The following is a 26150-nucleotide window of genomic DNA, read 5'->3' as shown; positions in this document are numbered from 1 at the left end:
ATCTTAAATTATTTATTATATTTCGTAATTAAGATTGTATAAATAAAAAAACAAGGCTTAATGAAAAATACGGGGGTCTAAATAATCATTTTTTCTTATAACTGACTAGATAGTCATCAACCATTTTCAACTTCAAACTTTTAGTAAATCCATTATGTATTTTAAGTAGCTTTTTCATCGGAGAAAATGCTCTACCATCTATAGCATTTGTAGTGTTGTGAATCTTAATATTTTTCTCATTCTTGTAAGTAAAAAGAGCGCGAAGCCTGCCCTTGGGGTACAGCCATTTATAAATTAACCTTTGTTTAGTACCAATATAGCATACTTTTAAGTACTTTTAGACCTCCCCGTATTTTTCATTAAGCCAACAACAATGATATTCAAAATAATGCTGACTTTATGAATATAGTTAGCTCCGCTTGGAATACTTAAAAAACCAACAAAACTACAAAACCACACTAAAAGACACATTTTTATACGATGTGCCTTTTTTTATAAGAAATCATTTACTTAAAAGATTAAAAAAGATAATATTAATAAATATTTAAAAATACTTAGTAGTTTGAATTTTAAGATAGATATAAAAAGAGGTAAGACAAATGAAAAAAATGATGGAAAAGAACTTTGAACAGTTTACTGAAAATATAGAGATGAGATATAATATTTCCATTTTTAAAAATAAAGAAATAGTTGTAAGAAATAATTATTTTCTGAAGAATAATACTATAAACAAAAACTTAAATTCCAAAAATAAAAATGTAGCTTATAACTTAAATGATAACTTTAGAGCATTAGCTTTAGAAATGAAAGCAGATGTCACTAAAGTTGCAAATAACTTCCAAGAGTATATGGATGGCTGGTCAGGTTACACTCAGATGCTTTCAGACTTACAAGAGAAATATGAACTAAGTGATACACCTAAACTCTCAGACCTAGACAGAAAAGTATGGACTTATGAACACTTCATGGGAACAGGTCAGTTTAGCGCAGGAATCGAAGACCGTTTAGAAGCTACAGCAAAAGCTATGATGTCAGGAGGTTCAGAGACAGCTGCATCTGGAAGATATAACGGAGCAGTAGTAAATAGTGTATATGCAGACTTCACAAACCGTAATAAAGCATTTTTCTCACTAAAAGCTTTCTACCCTGATGTACTCTCAGATGCACAGTACCAAAGAGGAGTAGATGAGTATGTTATAACAGACCAAGATTCACTAAATACTAAAATATCAGAATATATAAATAACCCAGATAACTCACTAGAAGAAAAACTATATCTTGTTTCTCAGATGAATACACTCCAAGAAACATTCTTAGACTTTAATGCAGATGCTATAACTTCAAATATAACTGACACACTTGTTAAAAATTTAGTAGCTGCTATATATAACGATACTCTTAATGTAGATATATATAACACTGATGGCAACTACTCAAATAACTCACTGATACTTGGTAATGATACAGATGAAGTTATAGAAGTAAACTCTTCAAACTCTACAATCTTAGCAGGTAAAGGTGATGATAAGATAATAGGTTCTACTAGTAATGATACTTATATTTATAGAGCAGGAGATGGAGCAGATACCATAGCAGATAGAGGTGGTAATGATACTCTGAACTTTAGTGATATCTCACTAAATGAGGTAATCATAAAATCAGATGGTAATGACCTGATAATCGCAGTGAAAGAAGATGGAAAAACATTTGATGAACTTACTAACAAGGTAACAATCTCTAACTGGATAGATGCAGATAACCGTATAGAAAATATTACATTTGCAGATGGTGCAACTCCAAACTTCTCGGAGATTATAAACACTCACTTTATCAGTGAAGCTAATGACAACATAGACCTTACAAACTCAAATGACACAGTAAATATGCTTAGTGGTGATGATATAGTTAGCGCTCTAGCTGGTGATGACACTATAGATGCAGGAGCAGGTAATGACACTATCAACGCAGGAAGCGGTAATGATACTCTTATAGGTTCTATAGGAGATGACACACTTTATGGTGGAAGTGGTAATGATACTTATATCTTTAATCTTGGTGATGGAACTGATACTATACTAGACTCATCAGGTAATGATACTCTAAAATTTGGTAATGGAATAACAAGCGATAATTTAGCAGCAAAAATAGATGGTACAAATCTAATTATAGCTATAAAAGAAGATGGAAAAACATTTGATGAACTAACAGATAAAATAACTATTAACAACTATACAAATAACAATAATAAAATAGAAATAATATCTTTAGCTAATGGAGACATAGTAAATCTAGACTCCATACAAGCTACAACGGCAGGGGATGATGTTTTAGTATATGGAGATAATGGAGTAACTGTAGATGCAGGCGCGGGTAATGACACCGTAACAACAGGAAGTGGAGCCGATAATATAGCTGGTGGAGAAGGTAATGATATTTTAAACTCTGGAGCAGGGGATGACACTATAGATGCAGGTGCTGGAGATGACTATGTAAATGCAGGTAGTGGTAATGATACTATAACTGGAGCAACTGGAGCAGATACACTTGTTGGTGGTTTAGGAAATGATACTTATATCTTTAATCTAGGAGATGGTAAAGATACAATTATAGACTCTTACACTTACGGTTATAAAAACTCATCTTCTAAAGATGCAGGTAATGATACAATTATCTTTGGAGATGGAATAACTAAAGAAGATATCAAGGTAACACTAGTAGGCTCAGATATAGTTGTTTCTATAAATGAGAATGATTCAATAACTATAAAAAATGCTACTCACTCAAACTTCGCAGTTGAAAATATACAACTCTCAGATGGAACAATCTTAAAAATAGAAGATATGCAAGAAGCTACAGAGGGTAATGATTCTTTAGTGTTTGGTAACTCTGATATAACACTAGATGCTTTAGGTGGAGATGATAATATTACTACAGGTAGTGGAGATGATACTATAGATGGTGGTAGTGGAAATGATGTTATCAGCAGTGGAGATGGTGATGATAACATACTTGGTGGTCTTGACGCGGATACTCTTATAGCTGGTAGAGGTAATGATACTTTAACAGGAGGAAAGGGTAATGATAATCTTCAAGGTGGGCTTGGAAATGACACTTATGTTTTTAACCGTGGAGATGGACAAGATACTATTACGGATAGTTACCGTTATGGAAGTGCAGGTAATGACACTCTGAAATTTGGAGAAGGCATAAGTAAAGATGACCTTATAGCAGTTGCAAGTGGCAATGATATGATAATAGCCCTAAGAGAAGATGGTAAAACATTTAGTGAACTTAGTGATAAAGTCACTGTGAAAAATTGGTTAAATGTAAACAACAGAGTTGAAAACATACAACTAAGCGATGGTTCATCTGTAAGTTTTACAGAGATACAAGGTGCTACAGATGCAAATGACTACCTAACATTTGGCGATGAAGGTGTAAGTGTAGATGCACTTGGTGGAGATGATGTTGTAATCACAGGAAGCGGAGCAGATACAATAAATGCTGGAAGCGGAAATGACTCTATAACTTCAAATGCAGGAAATGACACTATAAATGGTGGTGAAGGAAACGACACTTTAAACAGTGGAGCTGGTAATGACACACTATATGGAGATGCAGGAAATGACACACTAAAAGCTGGTGCTGGAGATGATACTCTAAGTGGTGGCAGTGGAGTTGACAGACTAGAAGGATCAAGTGGTAATGATACATATGTGTTTGGTAGAGGAGATGGACTAGATAGCGTAATAGATACTAGTGGAAACGATACTCTACAACTTGGTGATGGCTTATCTCAAACAGACCTTATCATAAAAGCACAAGGTAATGATCTTGTAGTAGCCCTAAAAGAAGATGGAGTAGACTTCAATGACCTCAGTGATAAAATAACTTTAACTAATTGGTTAAGTCTAAACACTAGAGTTGAAAATATACTACTAAATGATGGCACAGCAATAAACCTAGCAGATATCCAAAAAGGTACAAATGCAGATGATTACCTTATATTTGGAGATGAGGGAGTAAATGTTACTCTTTTAGATGGTGATGACATAGTTATAAGTGGAAGCGGTAATGACACAATAGACGGTGGAACAGGTAATGATACTATCAACTCTAACGGTGGAAATGACACTTTAAATGCAGGTAGCGGAGATGATATAGTAAATAGCGGAAACGGACATGACATCATAGATGCAGGAGATGGAGCAGATAGTGTAGATGCAGGACTTGGTAATGACACTATCACAGGTGGTACAGGTGCAGATACTCTAAAAGGTGGACTTGGAGATGATACTTATATCTTCAACATCGGAGATGGAGTAGACACTATCACAGATATAGGTGGAAGTGATGTACTTAGGTTTGGAGAAGGAGTGACTAAGGATGATATATCAGCCAGAAGAGATGGGCTAGATCTAATCGTAGCGATAAATGATAGTGATAAAATAACTTTAAATGATTGGTTTAAATCAAGTAATAATATAGAAACATTTGAGTTTAGTGATAACTCTACCTGGTCAAAGAGTGAAATAGCAGAGATGTTTGTAGAAGAGGGACTGCCTGGAGTTCTCTATAGTAGACTTGGTGCCATCATGAGTGGTGGCTCCGGTGATGATACTTATGTTTATAATAAAGGTGATTACGCAGTTGCAATAAATGATAGTTACTTCCAAGGAGATATAGAACTACAAGCAGGAAATGATACCTTGCAACTAAGCGGTGGTATAAATAGAACTGATGTTACATTTGGAACACACGGAAATGATTTAATCATAAAGATAGAAGGTGAACACAATACTTATGATGAGTTAAAAGATTATGTAGTTATAAGAGATTGGAAAAATGAAAAAAGAGGAATAGAGACAATCATCTTTAGTGATGGTGAAGAACTAAAAATCAATAAAGATGAAGCGTTTGAACCAATAAACTTCAGTGATAGCTGGATAAAAGGAAACTACCTGCTAGATGGTGATGACGGTGATACACTAAGTGGAAACTCAAATGATAATCTAATAGAAGGAAATGGTGGAGATGACACCATCTACGGCAACGCAGGAGCAGACACCATAAAAGGTGGAGCAGGAGATGATACAATTATTGCAGATTCAGAAACAAATCCATATGGTACCAACGCTCCATACAACGATATCTTAGAAGGTGGAACAGGAAACGACACACTCCAAGGCGGAGCAGGAGATGATACCTACATCTTTAACAGAGGAGATGGAGTAGATACGATTCATGATTATGATTCATATCGTTCTACTACTACAAGCTACAACGCAGGAAATGACACACTTCAGTTTGGAGAAGGGATTAGTGCAACAGACTTAGTATTTACAACGGAAGGTAATAATCTTATAGTTGGAATAAAAGAAGAAGGTGTTGCATTTTCAGATTTAGCAGACAAGATAACTATCACAAACTGGTACAACACAAACAATAAAATAGAGAACTTTAAGTTTAGAGATGGGACAGAGTTAGGTACAGAGAATATTATTATGCTTGGTTCACAAGGTGATGACTCAATTACTGGAATTAATTATGGAGATAATACTATTACTGCAGGAGCTGGTAATGATACAGTTTCAGGAAGTGCTAATAATGATATTATTTATGGTGGTGCAGATAATGACACAATCAGTGGTAATGGCGGAAATGACATAATAGATGGTGGTACAGGAAATGATACACTTTATGGCAACGCAGGAGCAGACACCATAAAAGGTGGAGCAGGAGATGATACAATTATTGCAGATTCAGAAACAAATCCATATGGTACCAACGCTCCATACAACGATATCTTAGAAGGTGGAACAGGAAACGACACACTCCAAGGCGGAGCAGGAGATGATACCTACATCTTTAACAGAGGAGATGGAGTAGATACGATTCATGATTATGATTCATATCGTTCTACTACTACGAGACTGTGAAATAACTACTATTTCCAGTCTCATTCATATAAACACATCCAATCAAGCAATTTAAAATCAATTTTTCAGTATAATAACACCAAACAAAGCCCTGTATTTAGGCTTTTAAGGCAACTAATGAGTGAACTATATAAACAAGGTTTAAATAGAAATCAGCAATTATTATTTCCACCAAGTATTGATGATTATGTAGATGAAGATAACAATGTAAGAGCAATAGATTCTTATGTAGAATTATTAGACTTAACTAAACTGCAGTTTTCAAATACAAGAAAAAGTGATAGAGCAGATGGACAAAAAGCTTATAGTCCTAAACTACTGTTAAAAATATATATTTATGGTTATCTAAATAAGATAAGAAGTTCAAGAGCATTAGAAAAAGAGTGTAAAAGAAACCTAGAACTAATATGGCTAGCACAAGACTTAAAACCAACATATAGAACTATATCAGAGTTTAGAGCAAGGAATCCAAAAGCACTAAAACAAGTATTTAAAGAGTTTGTAGTTTTATGTAAAAATATAGATTTAATAGGGGATGGATTAAAAGCTGTTGATGGAGCATTTTTAAGAGCGAATGCCTCTAAAAATCAACTAATATTGAAAAAGACACTGGATAAAGATTTAACTAAAATTGAAACTGAAATAGAAGAGTATCTCAAATCACTAGAGTATGCAGATAAAGAGAAACAACCATCAAGTATCATTAATAAACTACCAAAAGATTTAAGAAAACTAAAATATCAACAAGAAGAGTTATCTAAAAACTTAAAACTTTTAGAAGAGATGGGTAAAACTCAATATAATAAAACAGATTCAGATGCTTCTCTTATGAAAAAACCTGCACATAACCTTATGGCATATAATTCACAGATAGTTGTAGATGATTCATTTAAATTCATAGTAGCTACTGATATTTCAACAGTAGGTAGCGATAGAGCACAACTGCATAAGATGGCAAAAGAGACTAAAGAAAATTTAGGAGTAGATAAACTAAAGATAGTAGCTGATACAGGATATTATAGTGCTAAAGAATTTAAAAAATGTAGTGAAGATAATATTAATGCTATTGTTCCTTTAGCAAATATGAGACAAGTTCAAAAAGACAAAGGTAAATTTACAAGAGATGAATTTATTTACAATGATAACAATGATTGCTATATATGTCCTAATAATTATCAACTAAAAAAAAGAATTGCACCACAAATAAAGAATGATAAAGTTAATTTCATTTATACAGGTACAAGTGCAATATGTAAAGCTTGTCCTCTCAAAGATAAATGTATACCTACAAAAGCACCATATAAACAAATATATAGATGGGAACATGAGTATATAACAGAAGCACATAATAAAAAGATGCAAACTGAAGAATCTAAAGTAATAGTCAAAAAAAGAGGTTCAATAGTTGAACATCCATTTGGAACAATTAAAAGAACTTTAGGTTGGGATCATTATCTTGTTCGTGGCAAAGAAAAAGTATCAGGTGAAAATGCACTTATCATGTTTAGCTATAACTTTAAAAGACTTTTAAATTTGATAGGTATAAATCTATTTCAAAAACTGATGATAGCTTTAAAAGATAGAGATATAAGTTCCATAAAAGAAGAAATAGCTCAATATATAGCTAACTCTTTATTATATGTAGTTTGTTTTTTTAGAATTTACTTTATGCTTAAATTTAAAAGTAGAAAAGCTATAATTTTAAGATAAAAATCATCCCATTGGAGACCGTAAAATAAACTGTTGTTATTTCACAGTCTCTACAAGCTACAACGCAGGAAATGACACACTTCAGTTTGGAGAAGGGATTAGTGCAGATGATTTAATTCTAATCTCAAATGGAAATGACCTGATAGTAGGAATTAGAGAAGAGGGTGTAACATCATGGGCAGACCTTACAGATAGAATCACAATTACAAACTGGTACAACACAAACAATAAAATAGAGAACTTTAAATTTATTGATTATCCTGAAGATGGATTTAATGATGTTGTTTTTTATGGAACAGATGGTGATGATACTATTACTGGAGTAGGTAATGATAATGTTATGACAGGAGAAGCTGGTAATGACATAATCACAGGTAGTGGCGGAAATGACATAATAGATGGTGGTACAGGAAATGATACACTTTATGGCAACGCAGGAGCAGACACCATAAAAGGTGGAGCAGGAGATGATACAATTATTGCAGATTCAGAAACAAATCCATATGGTACCAACGCTCCATACAACGATATCTTAGAAGGTGGAACAGGAAACGACACACTCCAAGGCGGAGCAGGAGATGATACCTACATCTTTAACAGAGGAGATGGAGTAGATACGATTCATGATTATGATTCATATCGTTCTACTACTACAAGCTACAACGCAGGAAATGACACACTTCAGTTTGGAGAAGGGATTAGTGCAGATGATTTAATTCTAATCTCAAATGGAAATGACCTGATAGTAGGAATTAGAGAAGAGGGTGTAACATCATGGGCAGACCTTACAGATAGAATCACAATTACAAACTGGTACAACACAAACAATAAAATAGAGAACTTTAAGTTTAGAGATGGTTCAAGTATGACTTCTACCCAAATAGCAGATGCTGCTGCAAATAGTGGAGAGTTCTCAGCTCCACTAGTCTTAGACCTAAACCACAATGATTCAACATCAACTTCATTAGAAACCTCAAACGCATATTTCGATTATGATGGAGATGGAGATAGAGAACATACAGCTTGGATGGAATCAGGTGATGGAATTCTAGCAATGGATATAAACAATGATGGAGCCATAAGCAATGGTAGTGAACTATTTGGTGATTTCACTAAATTAGCAGACGGAACTTTAGCAAAAGATGGCTACGAAGCACTTGCTCAGTATGATAGTAATGGTGATAATATTATAGATAAAAATGACAGTAAGTTTAATGATTTACTTCTTTGGAAAGACTCTAATGGAGATGGAAAAAGCACTAAAGATGAACTAATTAGTTTGCAGTTAAGTTCAGTCACTGCTATTCACCTTAGTCGTGAGAATGGTATCACATTTGAAGAGTTTACAGAGAACGGAAATATTATAACTAATGAAACAACATTTGATGGACACAGTACAACTGGTACAGTAAGAGATGTATGGTTTAAGTATGACAGCAATGATTCAGTATCTGGTAATGATGATATATATCGCTTTAACCTAGGTGATGGTAAAAATATTATTGATGATAATGATTTAAGCGGTGCAGGTGTAGATAAACTTATCTTAGGTTCTGGGATTGTTGCAGAGCAAGTTCTTATGAAATGGGATAGAGGTACAGATGACCTTATCATTGGTATTCGTGAACATTCAGAAGACAACATAGCACTAAATTCATTAGATGATCAAATCCGCATTAAAGACTGGTTCAAAGATAGTGGTTTAATAGAAACTATCGAGTTATCAGATGGAACAACTCTAGATAGAGATGCAATATACAATCAATTACTATCAGCTCGTGAAAACGGTGAACTGACTTTAAGAGTATTAGATGAAGGAAATGAACTAAACGGTGCAGACTACAATGATGTACTATATGGTGCATCTGGGGATGAGTCGTTATCTGGTAAAAATGGAGATGACTACCTAAAAGGACAAGAGGGTGATGACTTACTAAATGGTGGAAAAGGTGATGACACTATAAATGGTGGTAGTGGAGACGATACTCTTGTTGGTGAGAGTGGAGATGATTTCTATATTTATGAAAAAGGTGATGGTAGAGACACTGTTATAGACTCTAATGGTGTAGACTCAATCGTATTTGGAGAAGGAATATCTAGAAAAGATGTATTATTTAGAGTGAGTGGTGATGATATGATTCTTACATTTGAATATGATTCTGATTTAGCAGAGGAAGATAGAGACAGCATCTTAATCACAAACTTTGAACAATCAGAATTTGAGATAGAGAATCTTGAATTTTCTAGTGGAGAGAGTTATAGTATCGCTGAACTTATAGAGAAAAATACAAACCATGCCCCTACAACTTTATTTGCAGAGTCATCTTACACTTTAAGTGATGTGAGTTTACAAACAGGAATAGTCTTAGCTAGAGATATTGATGGTGATACATTAAACTATACTGTTTCTACTTCACCAGAACATGGGGAAGTAAGTATAAATACATTTGGTATATGGACATATAAAACCAATGATAAATACAGAGGCTTAGATAGTGCAACAATTACAATAGATGATGGTAATGGACTTTCAACTACTAAAATATTAAACTTTGAAGTAGTAGTTACAAATGTTGACCCAATAGTAATAGAAGCAGAATCTAATGTACTTCTTCAAGATGTAAGAGAGCAAAGTGGAGATATTGGTGCTACAGATGAAGATGGAGATACTCTTACTTATACAGTATCAACAGATGTACAACACGGAACTCTTAGCATAGATGAGAATGGCACTTGGACATATAATGTTGAAGGTACTTATATGGGAGAAGACACAGCAATCATTACAGTAGATGATGGCAATGGTGGAAGTGTTACTAAAACATTAAACTTTGACTCTAAAGTATCAACTCCAACACTCTCAGATTCTACAAATGAATTACTAGAAGATAACAGTTCAAATGGAATATTTAATGTAGTTAATCCAGTTGGAGGAGTACTTACTTATGAAGTAGTAAACCAAACAACAAATGGAGCATTTAGTGTTGAATCTGATGGCACATACAACTACAACCCAAGCCAAGACTACAACGGTACAGATGCAGTAACAATCAAAGTTACAAATCAGTATGGCTTAAGTACAACAAGTACACTGACATTTGATATAGAAGCAGTAAATGACGCACCAACAGTACAAAGCATAGATACAACTAATCTACTAGAAGACAGCATATTAATCACTGGTCAAATCAATGCGAATGATGTAGATAATAATTCTGTACTTAGTTATACAGCAGCAACAATTGCAGGCTTTACACTAAATGATGATGGAAGCTATAGCTTTGACGCAAGTAATGAAGCATATCAACACTTAGCAGATGGTGCACTAGAAACAGTTACAATCCCAGTAACAATCACAGATGAGCATAGTGCTTCTGTAACAACAGATATAGTATTTGAAATTACAGGCACAAATGATAAACCTCTGATAGCAGATATTACAGCTATAAACACAGCTGAAGATGCAAGCCTAGTTACAGGAAATATCACATCAACAGATGTAGATGATAATTCAACAGCTACTTATAGCATTACAGATTCAGTAGCAGGATTTATATTAAACATTGATGGAAGCTACAGTTTTAACCCAGCAGATGAAGCATATCAATCACTTGCAAAAGATGAAATCCAAGAGATTACAATTGCTGTAACAGTTACAGATGATAAAGATGCAACAGATACTAAAGATTTAGTTATTAGAGTTGTTGGTACTAACGATGCACCAACAGTACTAAATGCAAACGAATCATTCACACTTCAAAACATCCGTAACATAGATGGACAAGTAGAGGCAAGTGATATAGATGGAGATACTCTAAACTATAGTGTATTAACAGATGCACAAAACGGAATAGTAACCGTGGATGAAAACGGTAACTGGCACTATAAAGCAGATGCTTCTTTTAACGGTAATGACACTGCTACTATCTTAGTTGATGATGGAAATGGTGGAAGTGTCACTTCAATACTTAACTTCACAGTAGATGGCTATATCTATAAAGGTGGAGATTTAGTTATAGATGAAGCAAGCGGTAATGATACTCTCTCAATGAGTAATATCAATAAAGATTCTCTCAGCTTTACTCGAACCTCAGATGATTTGCAAATCACTGTTATAGATGAAGGAATAATTACTATAAAGAATTACTTCATTAATACACAAGCAGGTGTTGAATCTCTTCAAACGGCACAAGGAGATATCAACCTATCAAGAGATGTCATAAATGATGTAACAAGTGGATGGTGGTGTAGTAGCTTTATAGTAAGAGATACACAAGATAATCTTATCAGTGGAACTGAGTCTAGTGATTACATAAGAGGTAATAGCGGAGATGACATAATCTTTGGTAACTCTAGATATGACTATATCTCAGGTAGAGATGGTAATGACCTTCTTGTTGGTGGAAGTGAAAGAGATTATCTCTTTGGTGGTAGAGGTGATGATAATCTCTATGGTGACTCAGGTAATGACCGTCTATTTGGTGGTAGAGGTAATGATGCTCTAATCGGTGCTACAGGTAATGATAGACTATATGGCGGTAAAGGTGATGACCTTCTCTTTGGTGGAGAAGGTAATGATATCTTAGAAGGTGAAACAGGAAGTGATACTTACTACTTCAATATAGGTGATGGTCAAGATACTATAGATGATTACTCTAAAAAAGATAGCACAGATGTAGATAAAATTATCTTTGGTAAAGATATAACTCTAGAAAACATAAGTATGACAAGAGATAAATATGACTTAATTCTTCAAGTAAATGAGAGTGATTCTATAAAAGTTAAATATTGGTTTGGAAGTGATAATAGAAATAAGATAGAACAAATAGAGTTTGCAGATCATACAACACTTTCAATTGATGATGTAAAATCTATGATTGTACTAGAAGGAACAGATGGTAATAATACTCTTAAAGGTTTAGATAGCTTAGATGACATAATATATGCATTTGGAGGAAAAGACAGACTTTATGGATATGAAGGAGATGACTTCTTAAGTGGTGGTTCAGGTAAAGACAAACTCTACGGTGCTCAGGGTGATGATACTCTTGTAGGCGGAGAGGGAGATGATAAACTGGATGGTTATAAAGGAAGTGATACTTACATCTTTAATCAAGGTGATGGTAATGATACTATAACTGACTACTCTAAAAAATATAGCGATGATATAGATAAAATAGTATTTGGTGAAGATATCACTAAAGATGATATTAGCTTTATTATGAAAAGAGGAGACCTCCTTATCCAATACGGTGACAATGATACTATAAAAGTTAAAGACCAAGATAGTACAAGAAACCAAATAGAACTAATAGAACTCTCAGATGGAAACTACCTTACAAATGATGATATAGACTTAGTTATCCAACAGATAAACTCTTATGGTCAGGACAATGGAATGTACCATATAAACAACAATGACATTCAGAACAACCAAGACCTTATGAATATAGTGAGTAGTGCTTGGAATACTTAAAAAAACCAACAAAACCACACCAAAAGACACATTTTTATACGATATGCCTTTTTTTATAAGAAATCATTTACTTAAAAGATTAAAAAAGATAATATTAATAAATATTTAAAAATACTTAGTAGTTTGAATTTTAAGATAGATATAAAAGAGGTAAGATAAATGAAAAAGATTATAAAAACAGTAATACTGGTTGCTGAGGAACAAGCAACTTATACAATCACAAGAAAGAAAGACCAACTAGATGACACGCTGATAGTTGGTAGTGTGACACAAATTAAACATAATGAAATAATTAAAAGAGAGGTGGCTTAAGATGATAGGAATTTTATTTTTTGGAGTAATCATTGGTTATATATTTTTAGTAAAGTTTGCTGTAACTAAAATATATGAATACACAGGAGAAAAGATTGTTAGGAATATAGCACTTGCTATATTTTTATTAATTCCTACATGGGACATAATAATTGGTTATCCAATATATAAAGTTCTATGTTGGACAAATGCAGGAGTGCATATATATAAAACTGTTGATGATGTTGAAGGGTTTTATGTTGGAAAGAGAGATAGTAAATTTGAACCACATGAACCTTATGAAGGATATAAATATATAGATTATAAAGAGATGAATCATTATAAACCAACAGGAAAATATTATAGAAGTTATTGGATAAATAGTAATACCTCTAAAGATTGTGTAAAACCAAGGTATCCAGATAGTCCTAATAGAAAATACACAAAAGCTTTTAAGAGTGGTAAGTGTATTGTTAAAAAAGAGATTAGTGTGAGTGAACTTAGTCAATGGGAATATGATTTAAGTAAAAATATTAATAAAAATGTTGTTCCGATAGTTGGTATAAGCATGTATATAGTTGTTATTAAAGATAAAATAAATAATAAAATTATTGCTAAAAATATAAGCTATAGACTAAGTAATAATTGGTTTTTAGGATTTCTAAGAAATATAACAATTTCAAAAGGAAAGTGGGCATCATGTGGTGGAAAAAAAAGTATGTTAAATGAAACATTAAAAATTAAAAAGAGGAAAGATAAGATGGCAATGATTAAAGAGTATTTAGATTATGCGGAGTTAGCACAAGCAAGTTATGTTGATGGATTAAAAGTTGGGATGTTTGGTAGTGGCTATGTTGTTGATGGTAAAAAATATTTTTGTTAAAGAAGATGAATTTTCACTAAAACAAGCTGAAAATTTTGCAGATCGCTATGAAGTAAAAGCAGTGGCTGACTCTTTAGTGACAGGGCTAGATGCAGTGTTGTTTTATGATACAATTGATAGTAAATATGTACTATCAATCCGTGGAAGCACTTCTTATGCAGATTATGTATCTGATGTCATTTTGGCAACAACAGGTGTTGCTTATGGACAGCTCATGGCTCTCAATGATTTTTATAGTGAATGGGTGTTAGATGGAACTATACCAATCGGAGCCAAACTAGATGTAACAGGTCACTCTCTCGGTGGTGCATTAGCTCAAATGTTTAGTGCTATTCATCCAAATGGAGTGGAAAATACATATTCTTATAATGCTCCAGGCATTGGAGGATTGACAACAGATGCATATAATATTTTAGGAATTGACCCTCAAAATGCTTTATTTCTAAATATTACAAATATTTACGCAAAAGAGGGTCCAGAAGCAACAGCAGGATTAGGAACAATGCTAGGTTCTGTAGTACCAGTCTCTATAGATGAAGATTGGGCACTAGGTAATCATAGAATGGGACATTTAACAGAATCACTATACATGCATAACATGCTCTCAGAAATAACAGGAGAACAAAACCTTAACTCATTAACATCAATCTTAGAAAAAGTAAGCAATGAAAGAGTAATACAAATAGTTGATGATGTGTTTCTTGACCAACAAAGTGCTCTTGGTATCATCGACCAAGCAATAGCTCTAACAGATAACAATCAAGGAAAAGCAACAGGTTTAACAAATCTTACTAATAAATCAGCATCAGAGTTAAACTCAAGAGAAAAATCAAACCTCTACGCTCTTCTTAACTCAAACCCATTCGCAATCCAAGGAAATCTCCCAGCCTATACAGATATAAACCCATCAGACTACTCAGATATGTATATGAGTGATAGAGCAGATTACCTTTATTACATTTTAGATAAAGATGCAAGATATGGAGATGGTAGTGGTAAAGACAGCTATAAAGCTTTTGACTCGTATGGTACAAGCTTAAGTGGTAAAACAGGAAACCAAGTCATCTTTGGAACTGACAATTATAATAATGATATTCAAATGAGTGGTGATATAGGAAATGACCGCATCTATGGACTAGGGGGAGATGATGAGTTAGTTGGGAAGGAAGGTAATGATATCCTTGACGCTGGAACAGGCAACGACACCCTAATAGGAGGAATAGATAAGGAATCAAGTGATGATGAAACAGATATATTAATAGGCGGAGAAGGAGATGACACTTACTACGCAGGAAACGGTGATATCATAGAAGATAGCGATGCTACAGGAGAGATATATTTTCACAATGAAAGCCTAAAAGATATAATAGCTACAAACACTACAGAAAATCCAAATGTATATAAATCAGTTAACTACACTTTCACAAAATCAGGAGATGATCTTATAGTAGTAGATGAGACAATTAATAAAGAGTTTATTATTAAAAACTTTTTGTTAAATGGAAAACAAGATGAAAGTAGTTACTCAGCTATAGGTATAACCCTAGAAGATGATACAGTAAATGAGATTGGTAAAAAGTATAAAGAAGTAAGTACACAAGAGGATTATGACAAGTATATAGCATTAGGTTATGAAGTTAAATGGAGCGGTGATAATACATTTAATGCTACAGACAGAGATGATTCTATCAATGTTGGGGTAGGTAATGATACAGCCTATGGTGGAGCTGGAGATGACTTCTTTAGTTCTACTGATGGAAATGACTATTTTTATGGTGAAGATGGTAAAGACATTATAAAAGTAGCAGGTAATAATAACTACATAGATGGTGGAGCACATAGTGATACTATATCTACAGGTAATAATTCAACAGTTTTTTGGTGGAAGTGGTGCTGACCATATAACTGTACTTAACAACTCAACAGTAGATGCTGGAGATGGTGCAGATACTATAGTCGCTGGTAATGATGCAGTTATAGATGCAGGAGCACATAGAGATAATATAACAGCAGGGAATAATGCTAATATAAACTCAGGGAGCGGTTCAGATAATGTAATAGCAGGTGATAATGCAACAATCATTAATATAAGTGGGAATGATATTATTAAAGCTGGAGACTATACAACATTTATAGGTAGTGACTGGAGCGAATCAATAGAAGTAGCAAACTTTTCTTTACTTGAGAACCTTGGTGGTGGTAACGATACAGTTATTGCAAAAGATCATAATACTATAGTGGTTGATTCTGGTGATAATAATATAAGTATAGGTTCAAGCAATGAGCTTTTATTATCTGGTGGGTCTAATGTTGCAGAGTTAAGTAATGGTTACGCTTCTTCAAATAATAAGATAACTGCTAGTGGTACTACACAAGTCTATGTTTCAGCTTATGCTGCAAATAGTAATAATATACAGACAGGGGCATCTGATGATACTTTTGAGATAAACACTTATTCTATCCACTCTTTTAGTAGTAATATTGTAAACCTCGGAGATGGAAATAATACAATCATCTCTAGTTCTACAACAGCTTTTAATAATAATAGTTTTATAACAGGTTCTGGGGATGATGTTGTGAATCTTGGTAATAGCAGTGTAACACATATAAATGATAGTAGTAAAAATAACTATTTTAATTTTGGAGATGGGAATAATAATGTTACATTAGGTTTTAATAAAACTTCTGGAAATAAAATTATTACTGGTTCTGGAAAATGACATACTTCATGTCAAATTATTCAATGATAAAATGCGTAGCTATGTCCCAGTTGATGAAAGAGATGTCACAGATACAGGAGCAGGTAATGATACTATAGTATTTGATTCAATCTACGGTATTTTACATGCAGGAGCAGGAGATGATACGATAAGTGTTAGAAATACTTCAAATGTCATCTATGCTGGTGCTGGTAATGATACAATAGAATTTTTAGATTCTACAGCTGTTGAAGTTATAACAATAGTTATAATTATTTATATTATGGTGTTGGTGACGGTAAAGATACGGTTGTAGACCATACCGGTTTTAACCGTATTGTATTTCAAGGATTAACAACAAAAGATTTAATTGTTCAAAAGCTACAGATAGAAAGTTTATGATAGGTTTACGTGAAGAAGGAAAGGAGTTTTCTGAGCTAAGTAATACACTTTCTTATGATTATTCTACTACAGAACCTGGACATGGAGCTTCTCTTTTCTTATCTACAGGAAATCAATTAGAACAAGGTTTAAGTAGCGTAGGTTATGAAATTGCTACTAGAGCATTTGCTACAGTAACTGCAAAGGATGATAATATTGTTGTTTATAGAAATAATTCAACAATTCTTAACCCTTTGTCAAATGATATTGATGGAGCTGGCTCATATGGAGATGGTTTTTCTATTAAAATAACATCGGAACCAATGTATGGACAAGTGATTGTTAATGATGATAATACATTGACATATATTCCAAATGAAAATCAATTTGGTGTTGATACTATCATTTATGTAGCGACAAATCTTGATGGTAGAGAAGATACAGGCACAATAACATTAGATCATATAGATAATGCTGCACCAATAACATCTGATGATAATATAGCCACTTCTAGTAATAAAGCTGTAATAATAGATGTACTCGCAAATGATACAGATCAAGATGGAGATCAATTAAGTATCTCTATTACATCTTCTCCTAGATATGGAACAGTTACAGTTACAAAAGACAATCAGGTTGTTTACACACCATATGATAATTATTTCGGAGAAGATAGCTTTTCTTATATTGCTTTAGATGATAAAGAAGGTGTTTCAAATGAAGCAACGGTGGCTATTATTGTTAATAATTCTTTAGCAGCTGCTGTAATAGATTCATCTGAAGGAAGTTTTATTAATCCATCAATTTCAAGAGTTAATGATAATTTATTTGTCACCACTTGGTCATCATATTCAGAAGAAGCCGTGAAAGTACAACTTTTTAATGGACAAGGAGAGAAGATAGGAGAACCTTTTATTGCTAATACCACTAAAGATGCTTTTTATGATTTAAAATCATATGTTATTCCTCTAAGTAATGGTGAGTTTTATTGTTAAGTATTTTGTAGAGGGTGGAGCTGGAGAATTTATTGGACAACAAAGATTCAATTCAAATGGGGAAAAGATTGGAGAGGAAGAAATTTTATGCGATCAGTTCGGAGATGATGTTGAATATTTTTTAGAAGAAAAAGCTACTTTTAATACAATTCAAAAATCAATTACTTTTGATGATGGAAGTAATATAGAAATATATATTGCTAATGATAAAGTTTTAGCTCAAAGATATGATGTTAATCTCAATAAAGTAGATTTTATTCAATCAGAGGTCATTATTAATCAAGTTCCTATAGTAATAGAAGCAGAATCTAATGTACTTCTTCAAGATGTAAGAGAGCAAAGTGGAGATATTGGTGCTACAGATGAAGATGGAGATACTCTTACTTATACAGTATCAACAGATGTACAACACGGAACTCTTAGCATAGATGAGAATGGCACTTGGACATATAATGTTGAAGGTACTTATATGGGAGAAGACACAGCAATCATTACAGTAGATGATGGCAATGGTGGAAGTGTTACTAAAACATTAAACTTTGACTCTAAAGTATCAACTCCAACACTCTCAGATTCTACAAATGAATTACTAGAAGATAACAGTTCAAATGGAATATTTAATGTAGTTAATCCAGTTGGAGGAGTACTTACTTATGAAGTAGTAAACCAAACAACAAATGGAGCATTTAGTGTTGAATCTGATGGCACATACAACTACAACCCAAGCCAAGACTACAACGGTACAGATGCAGTAACAATCAAAGTTACAAATCAGTATGGCTTAAGTACAACAAGTACACTGACATTTGATATAGAAGCAGTAAATGACGCACCAACAGTACAAAGCATAGATACAACTAATCTACTAGAAGACAGCATATTAATCACTGGTCAAATCAATGCGAATGATGTAGATAATAATTCTGTACTTAGTTATACAGCAGCAACAATTGCAGGCTTTACACTAAATGATGATGGAAGCTATAGCTTTGACGCAAGTAATGAAGCATATCAACACTTAGCAGATGGTGCACTAGAAACAGTTACAATCCCAGTAACAATCACAGATGAGCATAGTGCTTCTGTAACAACAGATATAGTATTTGAAATTACAGGCACAAATGATAAACCTCTGATAGCAGATATTACAGCTATAAACACAGCTGAAGATGCAAGCCTAGTTACAGGAAATATCACATCAACAGATGTAGATGATAATTCAACAGCTACTTATAGCATTACAGATTCAGTAGCAGGATTTATATTAAACATTGATGGAAGCTACAGTTTTAACCCAGCAGATGAAGCATATCAATCACTTGCAAAAGATGAAATCCAAGAGATTACAATTGCTGTAACAGTTACAGATGATAAAGATGCAACAGATACTAAAGATTTAGTTATTAGAGTTGTTGGTACTAACGATGCACCAACAGTACTAAATGCAAACGAATCATTCACACTTCAAAACATCCGTAACATAGATGGACAAGTAGAGGCAAGTGATATAGATGGAGATACTCTAAACTATAGTGTATTAACAGATGCACAAAACGGAATAGTAACCGTGGATGAAAACGGTAACTGGCACTATAAAGCAGATGCTTCTTTTAACGGTAATGACACGCTACTATCTTAGTTGATGATGGAAATGGTGGAAGTGTCACTTCAATACTTAACTTCACAGTAGATGGCTATATCTATAAAGGTGGAGATTTAGTTATAGATGAAGCAAGCGGTAATGATACTCTCTCAATGAGTAATATCAATAAAGATTCTCTCAGCTTTACTCGAACCTCAGATGATTTGCAAATCACTGTTATAGATGAAGGAATAATTACTATAAAGAATTACTTCATTAATACACAAGCAGGTGTTGAATCTCTTCAAACGGCACAAGGAGATATCAACCTATCAAGAGATGTCATAAATGATGTAACAAGTGGATGGTGGTGTAGTAGCTTTATAGTAAGAGATACACAAGATAATCTTATCAGTGGAACTGAGTCTAGTGATTACATAAGAGGTAATAGCGGAGATGACATAATCTTTGGTAACTCTAGATATGACTATATCTCAGGTAGAGATGGTAATGACCTTCTTGTTGGTGGAAGTGAAAGAGATTATCTCTTTGGTGGTAGAGGTGATGATAATCTCTATGGTGACTCAGGTAATGACCGTCTATTTGGTGGTAGAGGTAATGATGCTCTAATCGGTGCTACAGGTAATGATAGACTATATGGCGGTAAAGGTGATGACCTTCTCTTTGGTGGAGACGGTAATGATATCTTAGAAGGTGAAACAGGAAGTGATACTTACTACTTCAATATAGGTGATGGTCAAGATACTATAGATGATTACTCTAAAAAAGATAGCACAGATGTAGATAAAATTATCTTTGGTAAAGATATAACTCTAGAAAACATAAGTATGACAAGAGATAAATATGACTTAATTCTTCAAGTAAATGAGAGTGATTCTATAAAAGTTAAATATTGGTTTGGAAGTGATAATAGAAATAAGATAGAACAAATAGAGTTTGCAGATCATACAACACTTTCAATTGATGATGTAAAATCTATGATTGTACTAGAAGGAACAGATGGTAATAATACTCTTAAAGGTTTAGATAGCTTAGATGACATAATATATGCATTTGGAGGAAAAGACAGACTTTATGGATATGAAGGAGATGACTTCTTAAGTGGTGGTTCAGGTAAGACAAACTCTACGGTGCTCAGGGTGATGATACTCTTGTAGGCGGAGAGGGAGATGATAAACTGGATGGTTATAAAGGAAGTGATACTTACATCTTTAATCAAGGTGATGGTAATGATACTATAACTGACTACTCTAAAAAATATAGCGATGATATAGATAAAATAGTATTTGGTGAAGATACCACTAAAGATGATATTAGCTTTATTATGAAAAGAGGAGACCTCCTTATCCAATACGGTGACAATGATACTATAAAAGTTAAAGACCAAGATAGTACAAGAAACCAAATAGAACTAATAGAACTTTCAGATGGTAACTACCTTACAAATGATGATATAGACTTAGTTATCCAACAGATAAACTCTTATGGTCAGGACAATGGAATGCACCATATAAACAACAATGATATTCAAAACAATGCTGACCTTATGAATATAGTGAGTAGTGCTTGGAATACTTAAAAATATATACTCTCTTCTCTCTACTTCTTAGCCCATCTTTATGGGCTGAGTCTATAAGTCTACAAGAGCTATTAAATTATACGACAGAGAATTCAGTTATCTTGAAAATAAAACAAACAGATGTTTTGATTGAATCAAAGAATGTTCAAAGTGCAGAGGCTGCTTATTATCCAAGTTTGAATGTCTCTTACAATGCTGAATATAATCAAGCACAAGATGGTATTCCTTTTGGTAGTGAGTCTGTTGGAGGAGTTACTATCACTAATGGGACTAGATACCAAAGTTCTTTAGCTTTTCAGCTAAATCATGACCTATATCACTTTGGAACAACTAGTATGAGAGTTGATATAGCATCTAGTGAGTTAGATATAAAAAAGATGGAGTGGTGTTCGCAAGAGAAGCAACTTCATCAGCAGATTCTTCAGTATTACGCTAGTGCATGTAAAAGAACTACAGAGATAGACTACAGAACCAAGATGCTAGACCTGCGTAAGAAGTTATATGATATGAAATCAAGGTTATACAGAGCTGGTAAATACTCCAAAGTTGATTTAGGAGATGAAGCTATATATATCATGACTATTCAAAGAGATATTGAAAATATATCAATGCAGTACCAAGAAGATATTATAAGACTATCTCAGTTAAGTCATAAAAATCTTAACAAAGATGTAACACTTCTTCCTCTTAATATACATTTAGAAAATAGTTCTATTGAAGTATATGACAAAACTACAGAAGGTGTAATATTAAATAAGAAGATATCTCAGAAAAAAGATGAAATTTCCTTACAATTCGTGAGCAACTTCCATCAGTTGGATTTTATAGTAGTTATTACTATTACGGCTCACATCCAACAGAGTATGATTATACAATTACACATATAAATAAAAAGAGTTGGAATGTTGGACTTGCGCTAAAGTACAATATTTTTGAAGGTTTTAAACACAGTTCACATGAACAAAGGTTGAAGCTAGAACTACATAGGTTAAAACAAGAACTAGAAGATGCTAGGCATAATTATGCTTATGATCAAAATCAAAAACGACAAGAATAGATGAACTAAGCATGTTAAAAGAGCATGAACAACATTTGTTAAATGAAAATTATAAAAGAGAGATATGTTAAAAAGATTGCATAAACTTAAAAAAATAGATAGTATTACTAAAATAAATGCAGAGTATGAACTTTTAGAGAGAACTTTAAATATTGAGACAAGAGATATTGATGCTGCATTTGAGAGTGCTTCATTAAATATACTACATAGAGGAACTAATGAATGCAGTCCGCATTAACAGCTCTGGAAATCGCCGGAAAGCTTAATCGTATCCCGATAGATACAAGAGTCATTATAAAAGAGTACGCACTAAGTGAGAGTGAACCCTCCATAGAAGAGCTAACCCGCATCGCAAAACATCAAGGCTTTCGCAGCAGTATTAAAAAACTTCCAATTGAGAAAATTTTAAAGAACTATCCATTGCTGCTATAGTCTTAAAAGAAGATGGTACTTTTATGAGTATTATACAAGTTAACGAAGAGAAAAAAGAGATTTTAGTATTTGATACAACTTCTAAAGAGCCATATATTATGAGTAATGAGGAGTGTGAAAACATTAGTAGCGGGAGAACTATAGTCTTAAAACATAAGATGCTCTCTCAGCAAGTAAAATTTGGATTTGGCTGGTTTTATGCCCAGATGCTTAACTATAAAAAGATTATAGGCGAGGTACTGATAGCTTCTTTTATTTTACAACTTTTTGGACTGGTCACTCCACTCTTTACACAAGTTATTTTAGATAAGGTTTTAGTTCACAGATCAATGACTACTCTAGATGTGTTAGCTGTAGCATTTGTTGCAGTGGCTTTATTTGATTTTATAATTAATCTTATACGAAACTATATGTTTGTTCATACTACATCTAAGATAGACGCCAAGTTAGGAGCTAAACTTTTTAAGCATCTTTTAGATTTGCCTATTGCTTACTTTGAAAAAACGAAAAGTCGGAAATATAATCGCTAGAGTTCGTGAGCTCGATACCATCCGTGAATTTATAGCAAATAAATCAATAAGTGTAATACTAGATGTACTTTTTTCATTTGTGTTTGTGGCAGTGATGCTTCTTTATAGTGTTAAGTTAACTATGCTTGTACTTGCATTTGTAACAGTGATAGGACTTATATACTTTTTTATAACTCCACAGTTGCGTAAGCGTCTAGAAGATAAGTTTCAGATGGGCGCACAATCAAATGCTTACTTGGTTGAGTCAGTTACAGGAGTGCAAACTGTTAAGTCTTTGGCGCTAGAGGGTTCGATGCAACGCAAATGGGAAGACTATTTGGCTAAGTATGTTAACGCTAGTTTTCATTTGAATAATCTCTCTAACATATTGGGTGGACTCTCTGGTATGCTACAAAACTAATGACTATTTCAATGCTGTACGTAGGAGTAACATTAGTACTCGAGGGTAAACTGAGTGTTGGACAACTCATAGCATTTCAGATGTTTGCAAATCAGTTTAGCGGACCGGTGCTGCGTCTGGTAAATCTCTGGAATGAGTTCCAGCAAACACTTCTTTCAGTTGATAGAATAGGTGATATTCTAAATACTCCGACAGAGCAGACGAACGATAAAGCGATTACACTACCAAGAATTGAAGGAAGTGTAAAGTTTGATAATATAGGCTTCTCATATTCACCAGATATGCCTAATGTCATCAATGGGGTAAGTGCTGAGTTTAAAGCCGGACAGAGTATAGGTTTAGTTGGAAGAAGTGGTAGTGGCAAGAGTACAATTACTAAACTGATTCAAAGACTCTATATCCCAAATAGCGGAACTATATATATTGATGGGGTAGATATTAGACATATGAACCCTAAATGGCTTCGTAATAATATAGGTGTTGTTCTGCAAGAGAACTATCTATTTAGTGGAACTATTCAAGATAACATATCTCTTTCTCGTCCAGATGCTCCAATGGAACAAATCATTCAAGCTGCTAAAATGGCAGGAGCACATGAGTTTATATCAGAATTGCCAGAGGGGTATGATACTCAAGTGGGAGAGAGAGGTGGAGCACTCTCTGGGGGTCAGAAACAAAGAGTTGCTATCGCAAGAGCCCTTATTATAAATCCGAGAATCTTGATATTTGACGAGGCAACATCAGCACTAGATTATGAATCTGAAAAGATTATTCAGGATAATATGAATACAATTAAAGATGGAAGAACAATGTTTATAGTGGCACATAGATTAACAACAGTTAAGAAGTGTGACATTATTTTAGTGCTAGATAGAGGTAGTATAGTTGAGAGAGGAACACATGATGAGCTCATGGAACTCAAAGGCTATTATCATAGACTTTATACACAACAGGATTAATAATGGGACTTTTTCATACAAAAGACAAACATGAGTTTAAACCACTACTTGTTGAGATAGAAGATCGTCCATTAAATCCACTAGGACGAATGCTTCTTTGGACTATCATAGCCTTTATGACTCTGGGCAGTTTGTGGTTATACATAGGAAAGATAGATATAGTTGTAAGTGCTAGAGGAAAAATAATTCCTCTTGGTGAGATTAAAGTACTTCAGCCAATAGAAAACAGGTGTGATAAGTAAGCTTTTAGTAAAAGAGGGGGAGTTAGTTCATAAAGGACAAGTTTTAGTTGAAATAGATCCATCAGTAACTGAGACAAATTTAAAGTCTAAAGAAAAAAATCTAGAGTTATTAGAAATAGAGACAACACGATTAATGGCTCTTATTGAGAATAAAAAATTTATTCCTCCTTCAATATGCAAAGATTCAGCTGTTCTAGCAACCCAAGTACTTATTTATAAGACAAGTAAACTAGGATATGAACAACAACATTTGTTGATTGAAAAAACAGATTTTACAAATACAGCAACAAATAGAATCAGTATATACTGATAAAAGTCGTTTAATGCAGCATTTAGAAAATGTTAAAAATCAAGAAGCACGCTTACAAGAAGTGATAGATATTATTGCAAGAAGTGAATATGACGATATACATAAAGAAGTTATAGAATACGAAAAACAGGTTAGAATGAAAGACCATGATGTTATTCAACTTAATGAAAAACTAAATGGATTGACTGAACAGAAAATTTTAGTAACTCAAGATTACCAAAACAAACTACTTGAAGAACTTACTCAAAAACGCAAAGAGGCTACACTACTTAAAGTAGAAATAGACTCAATAGAGTTTAGAAAAGCAAAACAAAGAATTACTTCTCCTGTTGATGGTTTGTTTCTAAACTCATGGTTCATACTATTGGTGGTGTAGTTACACCAGCAGAAAAATTAATTTATATTGTTCCAAGTAATTGTCCCCCTAGTGATAAAGCAACTGTACTTAATCAAGATATAGGGTTTATAAAAAAAGGAATGGATGCCGTTATTAAGGTGGATACATTTAACTTTCAAAGTATGGGCTTATTCCTGCCATAGTTAGCCATGTCTCAGATGATTCTATAGATGATGAAAAAACTAGGTCCAGTATTATGAGATTTACTTAGAACCAAAAAAAGAATTTCTTGTAGTTAAGGGTGAAAAAAGTATATTTGACCTCAGG

General features: G+C 33.5%; 21 protein-coding genes and 1 pseudogene. All 22 read left to right on the top strand.

Features of this window, described 5'->3' with window-relative positions; all coding sequences use genetic code 11:
• Nucleotides 1-599 precede the first annotated feature (599 nt).
• The 22 genes and pseudogenes from MOV50_RS01455 to MOV50_RS01355 all read left to right on the top strand — a co-directional run bounded on the left by MOV50_RS01455 (nucleotide 600) and on the right by MOV50_RS01355 (nucleotide 25862).
• The gene (locus tag MOV50_RS01455) at nucleotides 600-5939 is read left to right on the top strand and encodes a calcium-binding protein (protein WP_321778676.1); all 5340 of its coding nucleotides are present in this window, start codon (nucleotides 600-602) and stop codon (nucleotides 5937-5939) included.
• Between the two features lie 117 nt (nucleotides 5940-6056).
• The gene (locus tag MOV50_RS01450; protein ID WP_321777247.1) at nucleotides 6057-7649 is read left to right on the top strand and encodes an IS1182 family transposase; all 1593 of its coding nucleotides are present in this window, start codon (nucleotides 6057-6059) and stop codon (nucleotides 7647-7649) included.
• A 10-nt stretch (nucleotides 7650-7659) separates the two neighbouring features.
• Nucleotides 7660-13125, top strand: coding sequence for an Ig-like domain-containing protein (locus tag MOV50_RS01445; protein ID WP_321779689.1), 5466 nt, complete (start codon nucleotides 7660-7662; stop codon nucleotides 13123-13125).
• Between the two features lie 159 nt (nucleotides 13126-13284).
• Nucleotides 13285-13437 (top strand): hypothetical protein, encoded by a 153-nt coding sequence (locus MOV50_RS01440; protein ID WP_321778675.1) that lies wholly within the window; start codon nucleotides 13285-13287, stop codon nucleotides 13435-13437.
• Between the two features lies 1 nt (nucleotide 13438).
• On the top strand, nucleotides 13439-14299 hold the full coding sequence (locus MOV50_RS01435; RefSeq protein WP_321778674.1) for a hypothetical protein: 861 nt from the start codon (nucleotides 13439-13441) through the stop codon (nucleotides 14297-14299).
• The gene (locus MOV50_RS01430) at nucleotides 14268-16196 is read left to right on the top strand and encodes a hypothetical protein (protein WP_321778673.1); all 1929 of its coding nucleotides are present in this window, start codon (nucleotides 14268-14270) and stop codon (nucleotides 16194-16196) included. The genes MOV50_RS01435 and MOV50_RS01430 overlap by 32 nt, the downstream gene beginning before the upstream one ends.
• Nucleotides 16141-17019, top strand: a complete 879-nt coding sequence (locus MOV50_RS01425; RefSeq protein WP_321778672.1) for a hypothetical protein — start codon at nucleotides 16141-16143, stop codon at nucleotides 17017-17019. Before MOV50_RS01430 ends, MOV50_RS01425 begins: the two co-directional genes overlap by 56 nt.
• 31 nt (nucleotides 17020-17050) lie before the next feature.
• Nucleotides 17051-17314, top strand: coding sequence for a hypothetical protein (locus MOV50_RS01420; protein ID WP_321778671.1), 264 nt, complete (start codon nucleotides 17051-17053; stop codon nucleotides 17312-17314).
• 82 nt (nucleotides 17315-17396) lie between these two features.
• Nucleotides 17397-18374: an Ig-like domain-containing protein gene (locus MOV50_RS01415; protein WP_321778670.1), complete on the top strand. Its 978-nt coding sequence runs from the start codon at nucleotides 17397-17399 to the stop codon at nucleotides 18372-18374.
• Nucleotides 18358-20013: an Ig-like domain-containing protein gene (locus MOV50_RS01410; protein ID WP_321778669.1), complete on the top strand. Its 1656-nt coding sequence runs from the start codon at nucleotides 18358-18360 to the stop codon at nucleotides 20011-20013. The genes MOV50_RS01415 and MOV50_RS01410 overlap by 17 nt, the downstream gene beginning before the upstream one ends.
• A 116-nt stretch (nucleotides 20014-20129) precedes the next feature.
• On the top strand, nucleotides 20130-21134 hold the full coding sequence (locus MOV50_RS01405; RefSeq protein ID WP_321778668.1) for a calcium-binding protein: 1005 nt from the start codon (nucleotides 20130-20132) through the stop codon (nucleotides 21132-21134).
• 167 nt (nucleotides 21135-21301) lie between these two features.
• A complete protein-coding gene (locus MOV50_RS01400; protein ID WP_321778667.1) occupies nucleotides 21302-21556 on the top strand; it encodes a calcium-binding protein in 255 nt (84 codons plus the stop codon).
• Nucleotides 21544-22443, top strand: coding sequence for a TolC family protein (locus MOV50_RS01395; RefSeq protein ID WP_321778666.1), 900 nt, complete (start codon nucleotides 21544-21546; stop codon nucleotides 22441-22443). Before MOV50_RS01400 ends, MOV50_RS01395 begins: the two co-directional genes overlap by 13 nt.
• Nucleotides 22350-22613 (top strand): TolC family protein, encoded by a 264-nt coding sequence (locus MOV50_RS13475; RefSeq protein WP_415846392.1) that lies wholly within the window; start codon nucleotides 22350-22352, stop codon nucleotides 22611-22613. The genes MOV50_RS01395 and MOV50_RS13475 overlap by 94 nt, the downstream gene beginning before the upstream one ends.
• A 64-nt stretch (nucleotides 22614-22677) precedes the next feature.
• Entirely contained in the window at nucleotides 22678-22851 is a 174-nt protein-coding gene (locus MOV50_RS01390; protein WP_321778665.1) for a hypothetical protein, read from the top strand.
• Nucleotides 22836-23045, top strand: a complete 210-nt coding sequence (locus tag MOV50_RS01385; protein WP_321778664.1) for a hypothetical protein — start codon at nucleotides 22836-22838, stop codon at nucleotides 23043-23045. Before MOV50_RS01390 ends, MOV50_RS01385 begins: the two co-directional genes overlap by 16 nt.
• Nucleotides 23046-23068: 23 nt before the next feature.
• Nucleotides 23069-23575 (top strand): ABC transporter transmembrane domain-containing protein, encoded by a 507-nt coding sequence (locus MOV50_RS01380; RefSeq protein ID WP_321778663.1) that lies wholly within the window; start codon nucleotides 23069-23071, stop codon nucleotides 23573-23575.
• Nucleotides 23532-24025 (top strand): annotated as a pseudogene (locus MOV50_RS01375) (ABC transporter transmembrane domain-containing protein); the annotation flags it as partial. The gene MOV50_RS01380 and the pseudogene MOV50_RS01375, both read left to right, overlap by 44 nt.
• 30 nt (nucleotides 24026-24055) lie before the next feature.
• On the top strand, nucleotides 24056-24934 hold the full coding sequence (locus MOV50_RS01370) for a peptidase domain-containing ABC transporter (RefSeq protein ID WP_415846391.1): 879 nt from the start codon (nucleotides 24056-24058) through the stop codon (nucleotides 24932-24934).
• Nucleotides 24935-24936: 2 nt separating this feature from the next.
• Nucleotides 24937-25176, top strand: a complete 240-nt coding sequence (locus tag MOV50_RS01365; RefSeq protein ID WP_321778660.1) for a hypothetical protein — start codon at nucleotides 24937-24939, stop codon at nucleotides 25174-25176.
• Nucleotides 25166-25486: a biotin/lipoyl-binding protein gene (locus tag MOV50_RS01360; protein WP_321778659.1), complete on the top strand. Its 321-nt coding sequence runs from the start codon at nucleotides 25166-25168 to the stop codon at nucleotides 25484-25486. Before MOV50_RS01365 ends, MOV50_RS01360 begins: the two co-directional genes overlap by 11 nt.
• 13 nt (nucleotides 25487-25499) lie before the next feature.
• Complete coding sequence (locus MOV50_RS01355; RefSeq protein ID WP_321778658.1) at nucleotides 25500-25862, top strand: hypothetical protein; 363 nt, start codon at nucleotides 25500-25502, stop codon at nucleotides 25860-25862.
• The last annotated feature ends 288 nt before the right edge of the window (nucleotides 25863-26150 follow it).

The sequence above is a fragment of the Sulfurimonas sp. genome (genome assembly GCF_029027585.1).
GTDB lineage: Bacteria > Campylobacterota > Campylobacteria > Campylobacterales > Sulfurimonadaceae > Sulfurimonas.
Note: the sequence above shows the minus strand (reverse complement) of the source record. Positions and strands in the feature narration are given on the sequence as shown.

Bases quoted from the DNA above. Each gene is read 5' to 3' on its own strand.
- MOV50_RS01455 (WP_321778676.1), top strand. From the start codon at position 600: ATGAAAAAAATGATGGAAAAGAACTTTGAACAGTTTACTGAAAATATA.
- MOV50_RS01450 (WP_321777247.1), top strand. From the start codon at position 6,057: ATGAGTGAACTATATAAACAAGGTTTAAATAGAAATCAGCAATTATTA.
- MOV50_RS01440 (WP_321778675.1), top strand. From the start codon at position 13,285: ATGAAAAAGATTATAAAAACAGTAATACTGGTTGCTGAGGAACAAGCA.
- MOV50_RS01435 (WP_321778674.1), top strand. From the start codon at position 13,439: ATGATAGGAATTTTATTTTTTGGAGTAATCATTGGTTATATATTTTTA.
- MOV50_RS01430 (WP_321778673.1), top strand. From the start codon at position 14,268: ATGTTGTTGATGGTAAAAAATATTTTTGTTAAAGAAGATGAATTTTCA.
- MOV50_RS01420 (WP_321778671.1), top strand. From the start codon at position 17,051: ATGCGTAGCTATGTCCCAGTTGATGAAAGAGATGTCACAGATACAGGA.
- MOV50_RS01415 (WP_321778670.1), top strand. From the start codon at position 17,397: ATGATAGGTTTACGTGAAGAAGGAAAGGAGTTTTCTGAGCTAAGTAAT.
- MOV50_RS01405 (WP_321778668.1), top strand. From the start codon at position 20,130: ATGAGTAATATCAATAAAGATTCTCTCAGCTTTACTCGAACCTCAGAT.
- MOV50_RS01400 (WP_321778667.1), top strand. From the start codon at position 21,302: ATGAAAAGAGGAGACCTCCTTATCCAATACGGTGACAATGATACTATA.
- MOV50_RS01390 (WP_321778665.1), top strand. From the start codon at position 22,678: ATGTTAAAAAGATTGCATAAACTTAAAAAAATAGATAGTATTACTAAA.
- MOV50_RS01385 (WP_321778664.1), top strand. From the start codon at position 22,836: ATGCAGTCCGCATTAACAGCTCTGGAAATCGCCGGAAAGCTTAATCGT.
- MOV50_RS01380 (WP_321778663.1), top strand. From the start codon at position 23,069: ATGAGTATTATACAAGTTAACGAAGAGAAAAAAGAGATTTTAGTATTT.
- MOV50_RS01370 (WP_415846391.1), top strand. From the start codon at position 24,056: ATGTTTGCAAATCAGTTTAGCGGACCGGTGCTGCGTCTGGTAAATCTC.
- MOV50_RS01365 (WP_321778660.1), top strand. From the start codon at position 24,937: ATGGGACTTTTTCATACAAAAGACAAACATGAGTTTAAACCACTACTT.
- MOV50_RS01355 (WP_321778658.1), top strand. From the start codon at position 25,500: ATGCAGCATTTAGAAAATGTTAAAAATCAAGAAGCACGCTTACAAGAA.